The organism is Marcopretia estuarina LEGE 06307, assembly GCF_056633115.1.
The window spans coordinates 108,819-125,517 of record NZ_JBSJOY010000002.1 but is presented as its reverse complement, the minus strand read 5'-3'; the positions used below and the strand labels follow the sequence as shown (position 1 = coordinate 125,517).

Annotated in this window: 13 protein-coding genes and 1 pseudogene; 8 read left to right on the top strand and 6 right to left on the bottom strand. The window is 65.6% G+C overall.

The annotated features are described in order from the left end of the window. Window positions 1–71: 71 nt before the first annotated feature. A complete protein-coding gene (locus ACWJI3_RS04920) occupies window positions 72–974 on the bottom strand; it encodes a tetratricopeptide repeat protein (RefSeq protein WP_094511196.1) in 903 nt (300 codons plus the stop codon). Window positions 975–1,061: 87 nt separating this feature from the next. Continuing rightward, on the bottom strand, window positions 1,062–2,042 hold the full coding sequence (queG, locus tag ACWJI3_RS04915; RefSeq protein ID WP_480203051.1) for a tRNA epoxyqueuosine(34) reductase QueG: 981 nt from the start codon (window positions 2,040–2,042) through the stop codon (window positions 1,062–1,064). Between the two features lie 31 nt (window positions 2,043–2,073). Here queG and ACWJI3_RS04910 point away from each other — a divergent pair, with 31 nt between their 5' ends. The 7 genes and pseudogenes from ACWJI3_RS04910 to ACWJI3_RS04880 form a co-directional block, all read left to right on the top strand. Continuing rightward, complete coding sequence (locus ACWJI3_RS04910; RefSeq protein WP_255141031.1) at window positions 2,074–2,724, top strand: HpsJ family protein; 651 nt, start codon at window positions 2,074–2,076, stop codon at window positions 2,722–2,724. Window positions 2,725–2,803: 79 nt separating this feature from the next. Next, window positions 2,804–3,580, top strand: a complete 777-nt coding sequence (locus tag ACWJI3_RS04905) for a DUF502 domain-containing protein (RefSeq protein ID WP_233132862.1) — start codon at window positions 2,804–2,806, stop codon at window positions 3,578–3,580. A 26-nt stretch (window positions 3,581–3,606) separates the two neighbouring features. Then, window positions 3,607–4,221, top strand: a complete 615-nt coding sequence (nusB, locus tag ACWJI3_RS04900; protein WP_094511194.1) for a transcription antitermination factor NusB — start codon at window positions 3,607–3,609, stop codon at window positions 4,219–4,221. Window positions 4,222–4,228: 7 nt separating this feature from the next. After that, window positions 4,229–5,965, top strand: coding sequence for a signal recognition particle-docking protein FtsY (gene ftsY, locus ACWJI3_RS04895; RefSeq protein WP_480203050.1), 1,737 nt, complete (start codon window positions 4,229–4,231; stop codon window positions 5,963–5,965). A 169-nt stretch (window positions 5,966–6,134) separates the two neighbouring features. After that, window positions 6,135–7,514 (top strand): PP2C family protein-serine/threonine phosphatase, encoded by a 1,380-nt coding sequence (locus tag ACWJI3_RS04890; protein ID WP_480203049.1) that lies wholly within the window; start codon window positions 6,135–6,137, stop codon window positions 7,512–7,514. A gap of 52 nt (window positions 7,515–7,566) precedes the next feature. Further along, entirely contained in the window at window positions 7,567–9,015 is a 1,449-nt protein-coding gene (gene argH, locus ACWJI3_RS04885; RefSeq protein ID WP_255141029.1) for an argininosuccinate lyase, read from the top strand. 115 nt (window positions 9,016–9,130) lie between these two features. Further along, window positions 9,131–9,556, top strand: a pseudogene (locus tag ACWJI3_RS04880) (RNA recognition motif domain-containing protein); the annotation flags it as partial. A gap of 118 nt (window positions 9,557–9,674) precedes the next feature. On the opposite strand, the gene dusA reads toward ACWJI3_RS04880, so the two are convergent. Then, entirely contained in the window at window positions 9,675–10,622 is a 948-nt protein-coding gene (dusA, locus tag ACWJI3_RS04875) for a tRNA dihydrouridine(20/20a) synthase DusA (RefSeq protein ID WP_480203362.1), read from the bottom strand. A 69-nt stretch (window positions 10,623–10,691) separates the two neighbouring features. Here dusA and ACWJI3_RS04870 point away from each other — a divergent pair, with 69 nt between their 5' ends. Further along, complete coding sequence (locus tag ACWJI3_RS04870) at window positions 10,692–11,957, top strand: BaiN/RdsA family NAD(P)/FAD-dependent oxidoreductase (RefSeq protein ID WP_255100474.1); 1,266 nt, start codon at window positions 10,692–10,694, stop codon at window positions 11,955–11,957. A 119-nt stretch (window positions 11,958–12,076) separates the two neighbouring features. On the opposite strand, the gene ACWJI3_RS04865 is transcribed toward ACWJI3_RS04870, so the two are convergent. From ACWJI3_RS04865 to ACWJI3_RS04855, 3 genes are all read right to left on the bottom strand, one after another. Then, window positions 12,077–13,525 carry a type II secretion system F family protein gene (locus tag ACWJI3_RS04865; protein ID WP_094511188.1) on the bottom strand — a complete coding sequence of 483 codons (1,449 nt, stop codon included), beginning with the start codon at window positions 13,523–13,525 and terminating at the stop codon, window positions 12,077–12,079. Window positions 13,526–13,535: 10 nt separating this feature from the next. Then, the gene (locus tag ACWJI3_RS04860; RefSeq protein ID WP_094511187.1) at window positions 13,536–14,615 is read right to left on the bottom strand and encodes a type IV pilus twitching motility protein PilT; all 1,080 of its coding nucleotides are present in this window, start codon (window positions 14,613–14,615) and stop codon (window positions 13,536–13,538) included. A 71-nt stretch (window positions 14,616–14,686) separates the two neighbouring features. Beyond that, the gene (locus tag ACWJI3_RS04855) at window positions 14,687–16,534 is read right to left on the bottom strand and encodes a GspE/PulE family protein (protein ID WP_480203048.1); all 1,848 of its coding nucleotides are present in this window, start codon (window positions 16,532–16,534) and stop codon (window positions 14,687–14,689) included. Between the last annotated feature and the right edge of the window lie 165 nt (window positions 16,535–16,699).

Here is a 16,699-nt window from a genome sequence, read left to right as displayed (position 1 = left end):
TTCGGGGGTCTGGGGGCGGAAGGGGCTCAGCCTACAGATGCTGCCTGGCGGGCCCAGCTGCTGGTGGCTGCTCAGGTGGAGGGTTCTTCTTCCGTCTCCATGGTGCCTGAGGCATTGGCATTGGCCCTGTCCACAGCGGCCTTCAGGTCGGGATGGCTGAGCAGGGTCTTGGTGCTGGCACGCAGGCGGGGCCCCCAGAGTTGTTCTTTCTGATAGGCGTCAAGCACGTAGTTGGGTTCGATCGCCAGGGCCTCGCTGGCGAGCCTCCGCGCTTCGCTCTGTCCGTCCGGGGCGGCGGAGAGGCCGGCTGCCAGCGCCAGCATCGGTTCCGCCGCCTTGGCGTTGATCTGCAGGGCCTGGCGCCAGCGTTCGATCGCCTCGCCGCGGCGGCCCAGCTCATAGAGCACCAGCCCCTGGTTGTTGATCGCCTCCCAGAAGCCCTTGCGCAGCCCGGAGGCACGCTCAAAGGCCAGCAGGGCCCCCTGGGGGTTGTTGAGCAGCAGCTGGGCGTTGCCGAGATCGAAGTGGGCGCCAGCGTTGCGCCCATCCAGGCGCAGGCCCTGCTCCAGCAGCCCCACCGCCTGCTGCGGCTGACCATCGCGCAGGGCCAGGGAGCCTTCGGCGAACCAGATGCCGGGGTTGCGTGGATCGAGCTGCTTGGCCCGCGCCAACGAAGCCGATGCCTGCTTGCTCTGGTTGCTGCGCAGCTGGGCTTCCGCCAGCAGCACCCAACCGCGCGGATCGCCAGGCAGCAGCTGCACGGTGAGGGCCGCCAGACGGGCCGCATCCTCCGCTTGGCCCAGGCGCAGCAGGCGGCTGGCCGCCTGGGCGATGCCCAGCCCTGCCGCTTCCAACTCCGCGGTCTGCGGCACATAGGCGTAAGGGACCAGCGCGAAGGCCGGCGGCACCGACCCTGCCAGAACGGAAAACGTGAACGGTGCTGCCGTAAGACTCGCCAACCAGCGCGGGGCCATGCCGGGCGTTCCATTCCAGAACTCACCCTAGAGCGGCGGTTCTTGACTTCTGCAGGCGAATGGCCTCTCTTTTTCAGGCGGGCACTGTCAGCTGGCAGGGCCGGGCGTGCCCAGCCTCAGCATCGCCCGCAGGTTGCGCCGCCACATCCACGGCTTGATGCGGCGCAGGGCCGAGGCCCGCAGCCGCTCATCCCAGTCGTCGTCACTCCACTGCAGCGCCTCCTCCGGCTGCAGGTTGAGCATCCAGGCGCGCGGCTGCAGGTCGGGATCGCTGGACACGGGCAGGTCCTGGTCGTTCCAGGGGCAGACGTCCTGGCAGATGTCGCAGCCGGCCACCCAGGGAGCCATGGCGGCGCTGATCGCCGGCGGCAGCTGCGGCTCGCGGCTTTCGATCGTGTGGAAGGCGATGCAGCGCCGCGCGTCCACCACGAACGGCTCGGTGATGGCGCCGGTGGGGCAGGCGTCGATGCAACGGCTGCAGCGCCCGCATAGTGGCTCGGCCGGAGCATCCGCAGGCAGCTCCAGCGTGCTGAGCAGATGGCCGATCAGGAACCAGGAGCCCCGGCGGGGGTGGATCAGGTTGGCGTGTTTGCCGATCCAACCCAGGCCGGCCTGCTCGGCCCAGGCCTTGTCCAGCAGGGGAGCGCTGTCGACACAGGCCCGCCAGCGCACCTCCGGAGCCTGTTGCTCCAGCCAGCGGCCCAGCTGGCGCAGGCGGCTGTCGATCACCCGGTGGTAGTCGCGACCCCAGCCGTAGCGGGCGATCGCCGGCCGGCCGGGGGTGCGGATCGCGGCCACGTTGTAGTTGAGCCCCACCGCCAGCAGGCTGCGAACCCCAGGCAGCAGCCGCTGGATTTCCGCCCGGCGCGGATCGGCCATCCAGTTCATCGAGGCGTGGTGGCCTGCGGCCAGCCAGCGCTGCAGGGCCGCCGTGCGCAGCTGCATCCGTTCATCCGGCTCGGCGACGCCCAGCCCCACGGGGGCGAATCCCAGCAGTTGGGCCTGCTGTTTGAGGGCTGCCGCCAGGGCTGCGGGAGACAGGCGTTCCTGGTCGGGCTTAGATCCCACCCGTACAGTTGCGCATCACCGTCATTCTGCTGTGATCTCCGCCTCTTCCGGACGTTTCGGCGTGCTGCTGCGCTGGCTCGGTCTCACCCTGGTGGTGCTGCTGGCCCTGCAGCTCACCTCCGTGATCCTGATCGGCAGCTGGGAGGATCCCACCTTCCAGCAGCTGCTGGTGGAACGGCTGATCAGCCAGGCACCGATGGCGCTGGTGGGTCTGCTGCTGATCCTGCTGGGCTGCCGCCTTGATGTGTCCCACGAGGGCCGCACACCCCTGCGCTGGGTGGTCACCGTCGTGGCAGCGGTGCTGGCGATCGGCCTGGCTGTGGCAGTGCCGGTCACGGTGAGCGCCGATGGCTCGATCACCGCCCAGACTGAGCAGAGCCTGGCCACCAAGCGTGGCCAGCTGGAGATGGCCAAGCAGCAGAGCACCAATCCCCAGGTGATTGAGCAACTGGTGCGTCAGGCCGAGCAGGCGGGCCAGGTGCCGCCCCAGGCCACGCCTGAGCAGAAGCAGCAGGCGGCGCGCGGCTTCATCGACCGCCAGTTGCAGCAGATGCAGGACCAGCTGAAGCAGGAGGAACGCTCCAGCGTGCTGGCCCTCAACCAGCGCCGTTTCAACGGCACCGCTTCAGCGGTGGTGCTGGCCGTGGCGTTCACGTTGGTGGCACTCGCCGCGGTGCTCTGAGCCTCGGAAGTTCTGTGGCGAGATGGGCCGCCGCTTAACGGCGTCCCTGGTGGCTGGCTAGGTTGAAGTCTGCTTTTTGATGTCCGGTCGTTCCGGCCCGCTCTTGGTGCAATCGAATCCCCGCACTGATGAACCCCTGGGGAACCGTCTTCGCCAGGACCTCAAGAACGACCTGATCGCCGGTCTGCTGGTGGTGATTCCACTCGCCACCACGATCTGGCTGGCCACCACGGTGAGCCGCTTCGTGCTCGCCTTTCTCACCACGATCCCGAAGCAATTCAATCCCTTCAATACGCTGAGTCCGCTCCTGCAGGAGTTGATCAATCTCGGCGTGGGTCTGTTGGTGCCGTTGCTCGGCATCCTGCTGATCGGCCTGATGGCCCGCAACATCGTGGGCCGCTGGTTGCTCGATTTCGGCGAAGGCACCCTGCAGCGCATCCCCTTGGCGGGTTCGGTCTACAAAACGCTCAAGCAGCTGCTGGAAACCGTGTTCCGCAGCAACTCCACCCGCTTTCGCCGGGTGGTGCTGGTCGAGTACCCCAGTAAGGGCCTTTTCGCCGTCGGTTTCGTCACCGGTGTACTCGGAGCCGCCATGCAGAGCACGTCCGATCAACCGATGCTGAGCGTGTTCATCCCCACGGCGCCCAACCCCACCACCGGTTGGTATGCCGTGGTGCCCGAGCAATCCGTCCGCGACCTCGACCTCTCGGTGGAAGATGCCTTCCGCACGATCATTTCGGCGGGGATCGTCAGCCCCGATGATGAGCGCGGTGGTCAGGGCAACCGCAGCTTCTCCAGCCTGCTGGCCCAACTGCGGGCCCCTGTGTTCACCGCCCCCTCCTCCACCAAGGCCTGAGGGGGTTCACCCCTTCTGACGATCCGATGCAGAGTCGCTCCGTTTCCAGAGAACTGGCTTTGTTGATGCTGGGCCAGGTGAGCGATCGCGTTCCCGCCGCCGACCTTTCGCTTGAAGGGCTGTTGCACCAGGCCCTCGCCAGCCTCAGCCAGTGCGTGCGGGAAGCCCTCGACAATGCCGCGCTCGACCTGGAGCAGGCGCAGCAGCAACTGCTCGACAGCGAACTGGTCGATGCCGCCGATCAGGTGGTGCGCGTGCGCGGTCACCTGCAGCGCGGTCTGGCTCACGCCGAGCAGGCGATCAACCGCCTGTCAGCGGGCCTTGAACTGCCGCGCCTGCTGATGCTGGCCGACCAGGAAGATGTGCGCCGCGGCGCGGTGGAGCGGGCGCGGGCTGTGCTCGATCACCGCGAAGACCTCGATCGCCGCCTCGATGAGGTGATGGAGGGCTGGCGGCTGAAGCGCCTGCCGCGCATCGACCGCGACATCCTGCGACTGGCCGCCGTCGACCTCGACACCTTCGGCACGCCGGCGGCCGTGGCCTGCAATGAGGCCGTCGATCTGGCCAACCGCTACAGCGACGAGCAGGGACGGCGGATGATCAACGGCGTTCTGCGGCGGTTCACCACCGCGGCCCCCTGAGGCAGGCATGGTTTTCGACTGGTTCCGGCGCCAATCCGCCCCCCAGCCCGTGGCGGCTCCTGCCCCGTCTGCGGCTGAAGCTGAATCTGCTGCACCGACGACGGCCGCTCCCGCTCAGGACGAACGACCCGCCGGTGATCCCTCCACCTCAGATTCCTCCACCCCTGAGCCTTCCGAGCGCGGGTCATCCGCCAGCCAGGAGAGCAGCGCCTCAGCATCTGAAGTTGCTGAGGCTGGCTCCGCTTCTGCTGCTCCAGCCCCTGCCCCTTCTGCCCCGGCCCAAACCGGCGCCCCTGCAGCACCCGCCGTCGATCAGGACGCTCTTGCCTGGGCGCGCGAGGCCTATGCCCGGCTGAAGGCCCAGCAGGATGCGGCCAGGCAAAAGGAGCCCCCCGCCGAGCTGCAGGCGGTTGCGGCCGAGCAAGGGTCTGGGGCTCTACCCTCCGCTGCCCCGCCTGCGCAGGAGGAACCCGCGCCCGCTCCTGAAGCGGTGCCCCCTGAGCCTCAACCTGAGGCCAGGCTCCCGGCCCCGGCCCCGCCCGCAGCCGCTGCCGCGCCGCCACAACCGGCGCCCGCACTGTCGCTGCTTGAGCAGGCTGCGGCCCAGCGCCGCGAGCGCCAGCAGGAGTTGCTGGAACGGCCGGAGCCGGAGAGTGCCACCGCCGACTCCACCGGCGCCAGGGTTGCCAGCGCTGCTGCTGCCCCGGCTGCCGACACCGCCGCTCCCCAGCTGGGAGCGTTCGATGAAGCCTTCACCTGGTCGGTGGAGGTGCTGGCGGCCCAGGGCGTGCGCGCCGATCAGGTGTCGCTCGAGGAGATCGACTGGCTGGGCCGGCTGCGGCGCGGTCTGGAGAAGACCCGCCAGGGCTTTGTCAGCCAGATGCTGGAAACCCTCGGGGATGATCCGCTCACCCCGGAGGTGCTTGAGCAGCTCGAAACCCTGCTGCTGCGTGCCGATGTGGGGGTGAAGGCCACCGATCAGGTGCTCGAGGCCCTGCGGCAGCGTCTCAACCAGGAGGTGGTGGATCCGGGCGAGGGGCTGCGCTTTCTCAAGGAACAGCTGCGGGGGGTGCTGGAGGCACCGATCCAGGCCAGCGGCACGGCGTTGCTGGCCCCGCAGCGCGATCGCCTGAACGTGTGGCTGCTGGTGGGAGTCAACGGCGTCGGCAAGACCACCACCCTCGGCAAGCTGGCCAACCTGGCGGTGCGCAGTGGCTACAGCTGCCTGATCGCCGCGGCCGACACCTTCCGGGCCGCTGCCGTGCAGCAGGTCACGGTGTGGGGGGAACGCAGCGGGGTTCCAGTGATCGCCAACCCGAGCGCCAACGCCGATCCGGCAGCCGTGGTCTTCGATGCCATCGGTGCCGCCAGTGCCAAGGGCACCGAACTGGTGCTGGTCGACACCGCCGGTCGCCTGCAGACCAAGCACAACCTCATGGAGGAACTCAGCAAGGTGCGCCGCATCGTCGATCGCCTGGCGCCCCAGGCCAGCGTGGAATCGCTGCTGGTGCTCGATGCCAGCCAGGGCCAGAACGGCCTGCGGCAGGCCATGGCCTTCGCCAGCGCCGCCGGCCTCACCGGCGTGGTGCTCACCAAGCTCGACGGCAGTTCCCGCGGGGGCGTGGCCCTGGCGGTGGCCTCCGAGGCCGGCTTGCCGATCCGCTTCGTGGGTGCGGGCGAGGGCATCCGCGACCTCAGGCCGTTCAACAGCTTCGAGTTCGTCGAGGCGCTGCTGGCTGTCTGAGCCGGAGGTGGCGGTGACTGCCCCTCCGCTCGGGGGCGGCTTCTCTGCGGTTCAACCGGTGATGCCAGCCACCCGGTTAGACGCATCACGAGCGCTCAGCGATTAACGCGCACCACTGCTACTCTTCGTTCCCCCGGCCGCTCCCGTGAGCAGTACGCCGCCCTCCCGTGTGCCTCCGCCCCCTCCGCGGGCCCATGGCACCCTGTCGGCATCCGCTTCGCTGAGGCAGCTGCTCGACAGCCTCAGCCGGGAGCAGCGGCGCAACCAGGAGCTGCTGGCGTCGCTGGCTTTTGCCCTGCGCAGTTTTACCAATTTCAACCGCTTTCTGGAGCTGGTGCCCCTGGTCTGCTCCCGGCTGGTGGAGGCGGAGGGCAGCCTGTTGGTGGTGTTTCACTCCGATGGCCGCCTCTGGCGCGAGCAACTGCATGCCTCGCCACCGGAGCGCTGCCGGCATCTGGTGAGCCATCTGGCCGGGCTCAGCGATCAGGATCTGGCCGCCGGCGCCGGCGATGACGCGGTGGTGGCCCAGCTGGATCTGGAGATGCGCCGCCTGCTGGGCCAGGTGCCGATGTTCGGCACTTCGGTGGTGGCCCGCAACCATCAGCGCGGCCGGCTTTATGTGTTCGGCTCCACTCAGGGCGATGGGCCCAGCTGGAGCGATGTGCACCGGCGCCATGTGCAGCTGGTGGCCGATCTCACCGGCGTCGCGATTGAAAACGAGGTGCTGCAGGAGGACATGCGCCTGCATGAGCGCCTTGATCGCCAGCTCAGCACCGGCGCCGAGATCCAGTCCCAGCTGCTGCCCGATCAGTGCCCCGTGATCGAAGGGGTGGACCTGGCAGCCCGCTGCCGGCCGGCCTTCCGCGTCGGCGGCGACTACTACGACTTCATCCCTACCCGCCCCGAGCTGGTGGGACGGCGCCGTGAAACCGAGCGCTGGGCGCTGGTGATGGGCGATGTGATGGGCAAGGGGATCCCGGCCGGCCTGCTGATGACCCTGCTGAGGGGCATGCTGCGGTCGGAGGTGCTGAGCGGCCACGCGCCGGACCGGATCCTGCGGGATCTCAACCAGCTGGCGCAGGAAGACCTGGCCCATTCGCACCGGTTCGTGACGCTCTTCTATTCCGACTACGACCCCCGCACCCACGTGCTGCGCTACGCCAATGCGGCGCACAACCCGCCGCTGATCTGGCGCCGCCAGGGCCACACGCTCGAACGCCTCGATGCCCCTGGCCTGCTGATCGGCCTGCAGCCCGAGGCCGAATACGGCTGCGAGCGCCTGGTGCTGGAGCCGGGCGACGTGCTCCTGTATTACACCGATGGCGTTACCGAGGCGGCGGGAGTCGGCAATGAACGTTTCGACGAAACCCGGCTGATGCGGGCCTTCGATCGCTCCTGCCGCTCCGGGTTGGGAGCGCAGGGGATTCTCGATCAGCTGTTCACCCGTCTGGATCGTTTTGTGGGCTCCGATCGTCAGCTCCAGGACGACGCCTCGATGGTGGTGCTGAAGGTGCGCGATGAGGTGATGCTGCCGGCACTGCCGGGCTGAAGCCCCCGGCCGCCGGGTGCAAAGCTTTGCCTGACGACAAGCCTCGGCGGACATGGCCACAGAGTCTTCCCCTTCAGCGCGCGGTCGGGGGGTGTCCGGCGGTGCCGACGGCAGCTGGAGCGACCGTTTCGAGGAGGGCCTGCACCCGTCGATCGAGCGCTTCAACGCCTCGATCGGCTTTGATATCGCGCTGCTGCCGCAGGATCTGGACGGTTCGGTGGCCCATGCCCGCATGCTCGGCCGCTGCGGCGTGATCACCACGGCGGAGGCAGAGCGGCTGATCGAGGGGTTGGAACTGGTGCGGGCGGAAGCGGCCGCGGGCGGCTTCAATCCCGGCCTGGAGGCAGAGGATGTCCACTTCGCCGTCGAGCGCCGGCTGATCGCCCTGATCGGTCCGCTCGGCAAGAAGCTGCACACCGGCCGCAGCCGCAACGATCAAGTGGGCACCGATCTGCGGCTCTGGTTGCGGCAGAAGATCGACGGGCTCGATCGGGCTCTGCTGCGGTTCCAGCATGCGCTGCTGGCCCAGGCAGAGCAGCACGTTGACACGCTCATCCCCGGCTACACCCACCTGCAGCGGGCCCAGCCGCTCTCCCTCGCTCACCATCTGCTCGCCTACGTGGAGATGGCGGCGCGTGACCGGCAACGCCTGGGAGATGTGCGGCGTCGGGTGAACATCTGCCCGCTGGGGGCGGCGGCCCTGGCGGGTACCCCCGTGCCGATCGATCGCCGCCAGACGGCCGCAGAGCTGGGCTTTGAGGCGATCTATGCCAACAGCCTCGATGCCGTCAGCGACCGCGACTTCGCCGTGGAATTCAGTGCGGCAGCCAGCCTGATCCTGGCCCACCTCAGCCGCCTGGCGGAGGAGGTGATTCTCTGGGCCAGCGAGGAATTCGGCTTCGTGGCCCTCACCGACCGCTGTGCCACCGGCAGCAGCCTCATGCCTCAGAAGAAGAATCCGGATGTACCGGAACTGGTGCGGGGCAAGGCGGGCCGCGTGTTCGGCCATCTTCAGGCCCTGCTCACGATGATCAAAGGATTGCCCCTGGCCTACAACAAAGACTTTCAGGAAGACAAGGAAGCGCTCTTCGATGTGGTGCGCACCACCGAAGACTGCCTCGAGGCGATGGCGATCCTGCTGGAGGAAGGCATCCGGTTTCGTCCGGAGCGCCTGGAGCAGGCAGTGGCCGCTGATTTTTCCAACGCCACCGATGTGGCCGACTATCTGGTGGCTCGCGATGTTCCCTTCCGCGAGGCTTACCAGCTGGTGGGCGGGTTGGTGAAGCGCTGCCTTGCGGAAGGTCTGCTGCTGCGAGAGCTGCCGCTGGAGCGCTGGCAGGCGTTGCATCCCGCCTTTGAGGCGGATGTGTATGCCGCGATCGAGCCGCGGCAGGTGGTGCGCGCACGTCGCAGCGAAGGGGGCACGGGCTTCGATCGGGTGCGTGAACAACTCGCCCTGATGCGCCAGCGGCTCGATCCGATTCCAGCGGAAAACCCTTGAAGCAGAGAATGGCGGTCCTAGGGTTGGGCTGTCACCTCCGATGGGTTCTTTCCGAGGCCGTCGAGGTTGATGCCATCAAGGCCCCTGTTCTCGGTCCAATCGGTTTCTACGGTCAGTGAGCATTTTCGTCGGCAACCTCCCCTTCCGCGCTGAGCAGGAAGATGTGGCTGAATTGTTTGCGCCTTTCGGCGAAGTCGTGAGCTGTTCTCTCCCCCTCGAGCGGGACACAGGACGTAAACGCGGCTTTGCCTTTGTGGAGATGGCCGATGAGGCCACGGAAAGCAAGGCCATCGACGGCCTGCAGAACGTGGAGCTCATGGGCCGCCCGTTGCGCATCAACAAGGCCGAGCCCCGCGGCAGCGGCGGGCCGCGTCGCAGCGGCGGCTATGCCGGTGGCGGTGGTGGTGGTGGATATGGCGGTGGCGGCTATGGAGGGGGGGGCTACGGCGATCGGGGCGGCTCTGACCGGGGTTCCTCCGACCGCGGCAGCTCCGACCGTGGCGCTTCAGAGCGTGGCAGCCGTGGCTGGGAAGATCGCAGCCGCTTTCAATAAGCGCCCGTGCCCTGCCTGAACCCCAGCGCGCGATAGCGCAGCGCCTGGAGCCTCAGCCCCTGGAACTGCAACGCCTCACGCCGGACCGTCGGGGAGACAGGAGCCCTCAGAGCCCCTGATCCTCCAGTTCACGGCAGGCCTGCTCCAGCACCTCGGCCCCGGCAGTGGCCCGGCCGGCGGCTTCCCCCAGCCGCCGGCGCCAGTGTCTGGCCCCTGGAACGCCCTCCACCAGGTGCACCAGGTGCCGGGCGATCGGCCACAGGCGGCCACCGCCGGTGCACCACCGCTCTGCGTAGGGAACCAGACCGCGCACCACGCTTGAGGACGTGGCGATCGGCGCTGTGCCGTCGCTAAACAGGTCCGCGTCGACCCTGGTCCAGCGCAGCGGATGCTCATAGGCCGCCCGCCCCACCATCACGCCGTCGAGGTGCTGGAGGTGGGGCCGGCATGCCTCCAGATCCTGCAGCCCTCCATTGAGCTCGATCGTCAGGTCGGGCCGTTCCTGCTTGAGCTGGTGCACCCGGTCGTAGCGCAGGGGCGGCACGGTGCGGTTCTGCTTGGGGTCGAGCCCCGTCAGCCAGGCCTTGCGGGCATGCACGGAAAACCGGGCGGCGCCGGCCCCGGCCAGCTGCTCCACAAAGGCCAGCAGCTCCGCGTAGCTGTCGCGCTCATCGATGCCGATCCGGTGCTTCACCGTGACGGGCAAGGGGCTGGCCGCGGCCATCGCCTCCACACAACGGGCCACCTGCTCAGGGTCCGCCATCAGACAGGCCCCGAAGCGGCCTTTCTGCACCTTCTCGCTGGGGCAGCCCACATTCAGATTGATCTCGTCGTAGCCCCAGGCGGCGGCCAGGCCGGCGGCCTCCGCCAGCAGCGTGGGGTCATCCCCGCCCACCTGCAGGGCCAGCGGCTTTTCGCTGGGGTCGAAGTCCAGCAGCCGTTCCCGCCGGCCATGGTGGAGCGCCTGGGCCACCACCATCTCGGTGTAGAGCAGGCTGCGGCGGGTGATCTGCCGCATCAGCACCCGGAAGTGCCGGTCGGTGCAGTCCATCATCGGCGCCACACTGAACCGGTGCGCGGGCAGCTTCCGCCCCACCTGCAACTCACCCTCTGCCATCTCCCCATGCTGCCTTCTGAGTGCCCCCTGGTGGTGGCCGGTGGTGGCCCGGCCGGCTACATGGCCGCAATCACGGCCGCGGAGGCCGGACTGGCGGGGGTGCTGCTGCTGGAGGCCACCGATCAACCCCTCGGCAAGGTGCTGATCAGCGGCGGCGGCCGCTGCAATGTCACCCATGCCTGCTGGGATCCGCGCGCCCTGGTGGGTCACTACCCCCGCGGGGCGCGGGCGCTGCTGGGGCCCTTCAGCCGCTTCGCCACCGGTGACACGCTGCGCTGGTTCGCAGACCATGGCCTTGAGCTGGTGGAGGAGCCCGATGGGCGGCTGTTTCCCCGCAGTAACCGCTCCAGCTCCGTGGTCAGAACCTTGGAAACGGCGGCGGCGGCGGCCGGTGTCACGGTCTGGCGTGGCGCCGCGCTGCGGGGGGCTGAGGCCTCAGCGGCGGGCGGCTTCGCCCTGCAGGTGCGCCACCGCGAGCAGCCCTTGCGCTGCCAGAGGTTGCTGCTGGCCACCGGCGGCCACCCCAGCGGACGCCAGCTGGCCGCCGGGCTTGGCCATCAATTGGTGCCCCCGGTGCCCTCGCTGTTCACCCTCGCGCTGGAGGCCAATCCCCTGGCGGCGCTCAGTGGCGTGGTGATGGATCCGGTGGAACTGGAGCTGGACGTGCCGGGAGGGGAACGCTTTCGCCAGAGCGGCATCGTGCTGCTCACCCACTGGGGGCTCAGCGGCCCTGCCACACTGCGCCTCACCGCCTTTGCGGCCCGTGCCCTCAAGGACCATCGCTATCAGGCCCGCTTGACGGTGAACTGGTGCGGAGGCCGCTCCGCCGCGGATGTGGAGGCGCTGCTGGCGGCCTGCCGCCGGGACCAGCCCCGCCGGCAGCTGGCGGCCTGCAGACCCTGGCCGGAGTTGAGCCGGCGCCTGTGGCTGCATCTGCTTGAGCGGCATGGGGTGGACGGGCAGAAGCGCTGGGCCGATTTCGGCAAGGCCGACCAGCGCCGGCTGCTGGAGGGGCTGCGGGCCAGTCGGTATGCGGTCAGTGGCCGGGGCCCGTTCGGTGAAGAGTTCGTCACCGCAGGCGGAGTGGCCCTGGGCGAGGTGAACCTGGCCACGATGGAGAGCCGTAAGCAGCCAGGCCTGTTCCTTGCCGGCGAACTGCTGGATGTGGATGGGGTGACCGGCGGTTTCAACTTCCAGCACTGCTGGACATCCGGTTGGCTGGCGGGACAGGCGATCGCCCAGCAGGCGAAGCTTGCGACAGCTGCGAACTAGGCGTTGATCATCCAGCGTTCCTGGCTAGGGCCGCTTCTTCTGAATGAGAAACATTGAGAGAGCCTGCAATCAGCTTGCCCACTCCTATGGCAAATGACTGATATTCCTCTTGTAATGATCTATCTGATCTTTTCAAAAATGGAGAACATTGGCAGATACATGGCCAGCAGAATCGAAGCCACGATGATGCCAACGAGCACGATCATGGCGGGCTCTAGTAGTGAGGTGAGCGCTTTGACGGCAGCTGAAACCTCATCTTCATAGAAGTCAGCTACTTTGGCGAGCATGGAATCCATCTCACCAGTTTCTTCTCCGACCACCAGCATGCTCAACGCCATTTCGGGGAAGACGCGCTTGCGGGAGAGGGCGGTACTCAGCAGGACGCCGTTCTGAAGCTCCCCGCGGCAATTGTCAATAGCGTCAGAGAGAATGCTGTTCCCCACGGTGTCGCGCACGATTTCAAGTGACTGGAGGATGGGAACTCCGGCACGGCTGAGGGAGCTGAAGGTGCGGCAAAATTGCGCCGTTGACGTTTTTTGGATGAGATCACCAAACAGGGGAATCTTCAGAATGGCTGCATCTACTTGCCGTCTACCTAGCGGAGTTGTGTAGTATTTGCTAAAAAGGATGACAGCAAGAATGATGATTCCCGTCAAGTAAATCGAGAAAGGCGAGCGCAGTAAAGCGCTGAGGTCCACCATGAATTGGGTGAATGGCGGTAAATCGGCACCCAGCTGATCGAAGATGCCCGCAAATGTTGGGATTAAGAAGATAGTCATCCCCAGAAAAACAGCTATAGCGATCACCAGCACCGCAACTGGGTATCCCAGGGCCCCCTTCACCTGGTTCTGGAGTCTGGAGGTCTGCTCAAGCAAGAGTGACAATCGCTTCAGTGATTCATCAAGCACACCCCCGACCTCACCCGCTTCGATCAAGGCAATGCTCAAACGATCGAACACCTTTGGCCATTTGCGCATGGAGCTGCCCAGGGTTTCACCCTGACTGACTTCGACACTGATGGCCTGTAGAGCGCGCTTGAAGATTGGATTCTTCTGCTGAGCAGCGAGCAGAGTCAGGCTGCGCACAATCGGAACGCCGGAATCCACCAAGGCCGCGAGCTTGCTAGCGAACAGGGCCTTGTCCTTGACTCCGGGTGACTGTTCAAACAGCGGCCCTAGGTTGATTTCCTTGTTCAGCAAGCTGCCGTCCTGCTGTTTCTCGCCTCCCTGGCTAGCCGCTCTTGCGAAATCCTGGACAAGCTTGGTTGCTGTGATCCCGCGACGCCTCAACTCACTGCGCGCTGCTGTCATATCGACTGCGGCCAGTTTTAGTTTCTTGGGCTTGCCATCTCTACCGCTATAGGTGGCGATGAACTGGACTGTTGGTGTTGATCGAGTCTTTGCCTTTGCGAGCGGAGATGGGCTGGAGCTGCCCACAGCCTGGAGGGTGGTCGGGAGGATGCCGCGCTTCCTCAGGTCACGCCGTGCGGTTGCCAGATCCACTGCGCTGACGCGAAGCTCCTTGGTGTTCCCTCGGCTGGTGGTGTAAGTGGCGAGAAACGAGGCCATTCGGGAACGATTAGGAAAGGGTGCTGAGCAGGCGGTTGAGCTCCTCTGGTTTGACGGATTTTGAGCGGGCTTCTTCTAGGCTGATCTCTCCGTGCATGACAAGCTCGCTGAGTGCTTTTTCCATGGTCTGCATGCTCAGTTGAGCCCCGGTCTGAATCTGGGAGTAAACCTGCGCCGTTTTTCCCTCCCGAATCAGATTGGCGATGGCTGGGGTGTTGATCATGATTTCTTGCGCCATCACTCGGCCCCAGGAGTGCTGGTCAGGATTCAATCGCTTGCACAGAGTCTGAGCAAAGATGGCAGCAAGACTGCCGCTGAGCTGCGCGCGGACCTGAGTCTGCTGGTTGGCGGGAAACACATCCACCATCCGATCGACTGTTTGAGCGGCGGAGCTCGTATGCAGGGTGGCAAAAACCAGATGGCCGGTTTCTGCGGCCGTGATCGCCAGCTGGATCGTTTCCAGGTCGCGCATCTCACCAACCAGAATCACATCAGGGTCTTCTCGCAGAGCGGCACGTAGGGCGTTGCTGAAGCTCTTGGTGTCGTCGTTCAGCTGGCGCTGATGCACCAGGCTGAGATTGTTTCGATAGGTAAACTCAATTGGATCTTCAATCGTGATCACATGCAAGGCCTTGGTGCGATTGATGTGATCCAGGAGGCTGGCCAGGGTGGTGCTTTTGCCGGATCCGGTAGGTCCCGTCACAAGCACGAGCCCTGAGGGCCTGTCCGTAATGTCCACAACCACCTCGGGCAGGCGGAGGTCCTCAGGGGTGGGTATCTTGCTGCTGAGTGCTCGTAGGCAGGCCGCGTAGGTGCCACGTTGGCTGTAGACATTCACACGAAAACGGGCCAGACCTCGTAGCGCATAGGAGCAATCAAGTTCCCAGGTTTGCTCCAGATGTTTCCTCTGGGCATTGTTCAGGATCGAGAAGATCAGCCGGTTGCACGTTTCTTCCGTGAGAATTTCTTCATGCATCGGTCGCAGTTCGCCGTTGAACCGTCCATAGGGACGTTGTCCGGCGGCCAGGTGCAAGTCACTGCCGCGTGCTTCCACCAGCTCGCGCATGAAATCTTCAATCACGAGTTCCATGGGCTTCGCGGCGTTGAGCAAGCTTCGTGACGTTGCGCAATTCTGCACGGCTTGAGGGAGAGCATCAAGGGTCAGGCCCTCTCTGTCAGGCAGTAGGGGCATTCCAGCCATTCATCCTTGAGCCCGGCCCCGCAGCCGCTGCAGCTCAAGGTGGTGAGGGCTCTGGCACGGCGTTCCGATTCAAGCTCCGTGTCGGTGAGCAGCATGCGCTCCACCTCCTCCAGTGTGGTCTGCCCCTCCCGCACCAGATCCAGGCCGTAGCCGAGCAGGGTTTTCATCCCGGCTTCCAGGGCCAGCTTGCGGATCACATCGGTGCTCGCCCCCTGTGCCACAGCTGAAGCGATGGTTTCGTTGAACTGGAGCACCTCGTAAACGCCGATGCGGCCTTTGTAGCCCCTTCCCTGGCAGGTGCTGCAGACGTGGGTGGCATCAGGTTCAGGCCGAAAGGCTTTGTAGAAAGTGACCTTTGTATCAGGGCTGGATAGGAGGCCAAAGTGGCCGAGCTCTTCAGGGCCGGGGTGATAGCCCACCCGGCACTTCGTGCAAACGTGCCGCAGCAAACGCTGCGACACGATTCCCAACAGGGAGGCACTGATCAGAAAGGGCTCCACGCCCATTTCGTTGAGGCGGGCGATCGCACTGGGGGCATCGTTGCAATGGAGGGTGGTGAGCACGAGGTGTCCGGTCAAGGCGGCCTCAATCGCAGTCTTGGCCGTTTCTCCGTCGCGGGTTTCACCTACCAGCAGAACGTCGGGGTCCTGCCGCATGAAGGCCCGCAGGGCATTGCTGAAGTCGTAGCCCTTGTCGCGGTTCACCTGGGTCTGGGTGATGCCCTTGAGCATGTACTCAATCGGGTCTTCAACTGTGGAGATGTTGATGCCCGGGACGTTACGCTCCGACAGCAGGGAGTAAAGCGTGGTGGATTTGCCGGATCCGGTTGGTCCGGTCACCAGGATCATCCCGAAGGGGCGTGACCCCAGCGTGCGCACCAGATTGAGGATGGCTGGAGAGCTGATCAGCTTGTCAAGACCAAGCTTTGTGGCGGAGCTGTCCAGCAGCCGCATCACCACCTTTTCACCCCAGCGGCTGGGCAGGGTGCTTACTCTCAGTTCAATTGTCCGCCCGTTATAAACCCGTCGAATGCGGCCGTCCTGCGGCATCCTCCGTTCGGAGATGTCCAGATCGGCCATGATCTTCAGCCGTGAGGTGATGGCAGGGATGAGGCTTCTTGGCAGGAGTTCCAGAGGTTGCAGCACGCCGTCCTGGCGGAAGCGGATCTGCAGGCCCTCTTCCTGAGGTTCAACGTGCACATCGCTGGAGTCACTGTCGATCGCCTTGATCAGAATCCGATTCACAAGACTCACCACCGGCGAAGCACTCGAGGCGGCAATGCCCTCATCAAGATTCATATAGGCATCGTCTTCGGCTGGCGCTTCGTCGAGCTGCCGTTCGAGGCTCAAGTTCTCCAGCAAAGAGACCCGCTCCACACGGGCCTCCTGCTGCGTCTCTTCGGGGTTCGGCAAGGAATCACCTGAGCCGTCACCATCACGAGCGACAGCAGCATCTAGCTCCTCAAGCCTCGCCTTGAGCACAACCTCGATTTCGCCCTTTAGAGCAAGACGCAAATCGGGTTCCAATCCGTCGCCAGCGATCGTCTCCATCAGCTCGTGACGCTGGTCCGATCCCCAGAAGGTGGGCACGGCCAACACGAGCCGGTTCCCGATGCGCCGAATCGGCAAGCTCGCCAAGCCGCGCCACCTCTCACTGCCGATCGAAGGGCAGGCCTCAAACGCTTTTGGATCCGCCTGCTCCAGCTCCTGCGGACGGAGCACACGTTCCCCAAGCAACAACTCCACCTCCAAGCGCTGCTGGGTGGGGGTGATGGCATCCGGCACCGGACGGGTTGCCGAAAGGGTCATGGCAGGAAGCGGCTCTAGGGGGAAATGCCTATGTGGGGCTGAGATTTCCCGCACCCAAGGCCCCTTTCTAGACCAGATCCACGCTGAAGGGCTGCTTGTTTGCCGCGATCATGGCGCACCTGGTGAGTGACGGATGCCGAGGTGCGGGCTTCCGCCGCTTGTGGG

What these genes read in the sequence shown, in the direction of transcription:
- ACWJI3_RS04920 (WP_094511196.1), bottom strand. Translation starts at nt 974, where the DNA reads ATGGCCCCGCGCTGGTTGGCGAGTCTTACGGCAGCACCGTTCACGTTT.
- ACWJI3_RS04905 (WP_233132862.1), top strand. Translation starts at nt 2,804, where the DNA reads ATGTCCGGTCGTTCCGGCCCGCTCTTGGTGCAATCGAATCCCCGCACT.
- nusB (WP_094511194.1), top strand. Translation starts at nt 3,607, where the DNA reads ATGCAGAGTCGCTCCGTTTCCAGAGAACTGGCTTTGTTGATGCTGGGC.
- ftsY (WP_480203050.1), top strand. Translation starts at nt 4,229, where the DNA reads ATGGTTTTCGACTGGTTCCGGCGCCAATCCGCCCCCCAGCCCGTGGCG.
- argH (WP_255141029.1), top strand. Translation starts at nt 7,567, where the DNA reads ATGGCCACAGAGTCTTCCCCTTCAGCGCGCGGTCGGGGGGTGTCCGGC.
- dusA (WP_480203362.1), bottom strand. Translation starts at nt 10,622, where the DNA reads ATGATGGACTGCACCGACCGGCACTTCCGGGTGCTGATGCGGCAGATC.
- ACWJI3_RS04870 (WP_255100474.1), top strand. Translation starts at nt 10,692, where the DNA reads ATGCTGCCTTCTGAGTGCCCCCTGGTGGTGGCCGGTGGTGGCCCGGCC.
- ACWJI3_RS04865 (WP_094511188.1), bottom strand. Translation starts at nt 13,525, where the DNA reads ATGGCCTCGTTTCTCGCCACTTACACCACCAGCCGAGGGAACACCAAG.
- ACWJI3_RS04860 (WP_094511187.1), bottom strand. Translation starts at nt 14,615, where the DNA reads ATGGAACTCGTGATTGAAGATTTCATGCGCGAGCTGGTGGAAGCACGC.
- ACWJI3_RS04855 (WP_480203048.1), bottom strand. Translation starts at nt 16,534, where the DNA reads ATGACCCTTTCGGCAACCCGTCCGGTGCCGGATGCCATCACCCCCACC.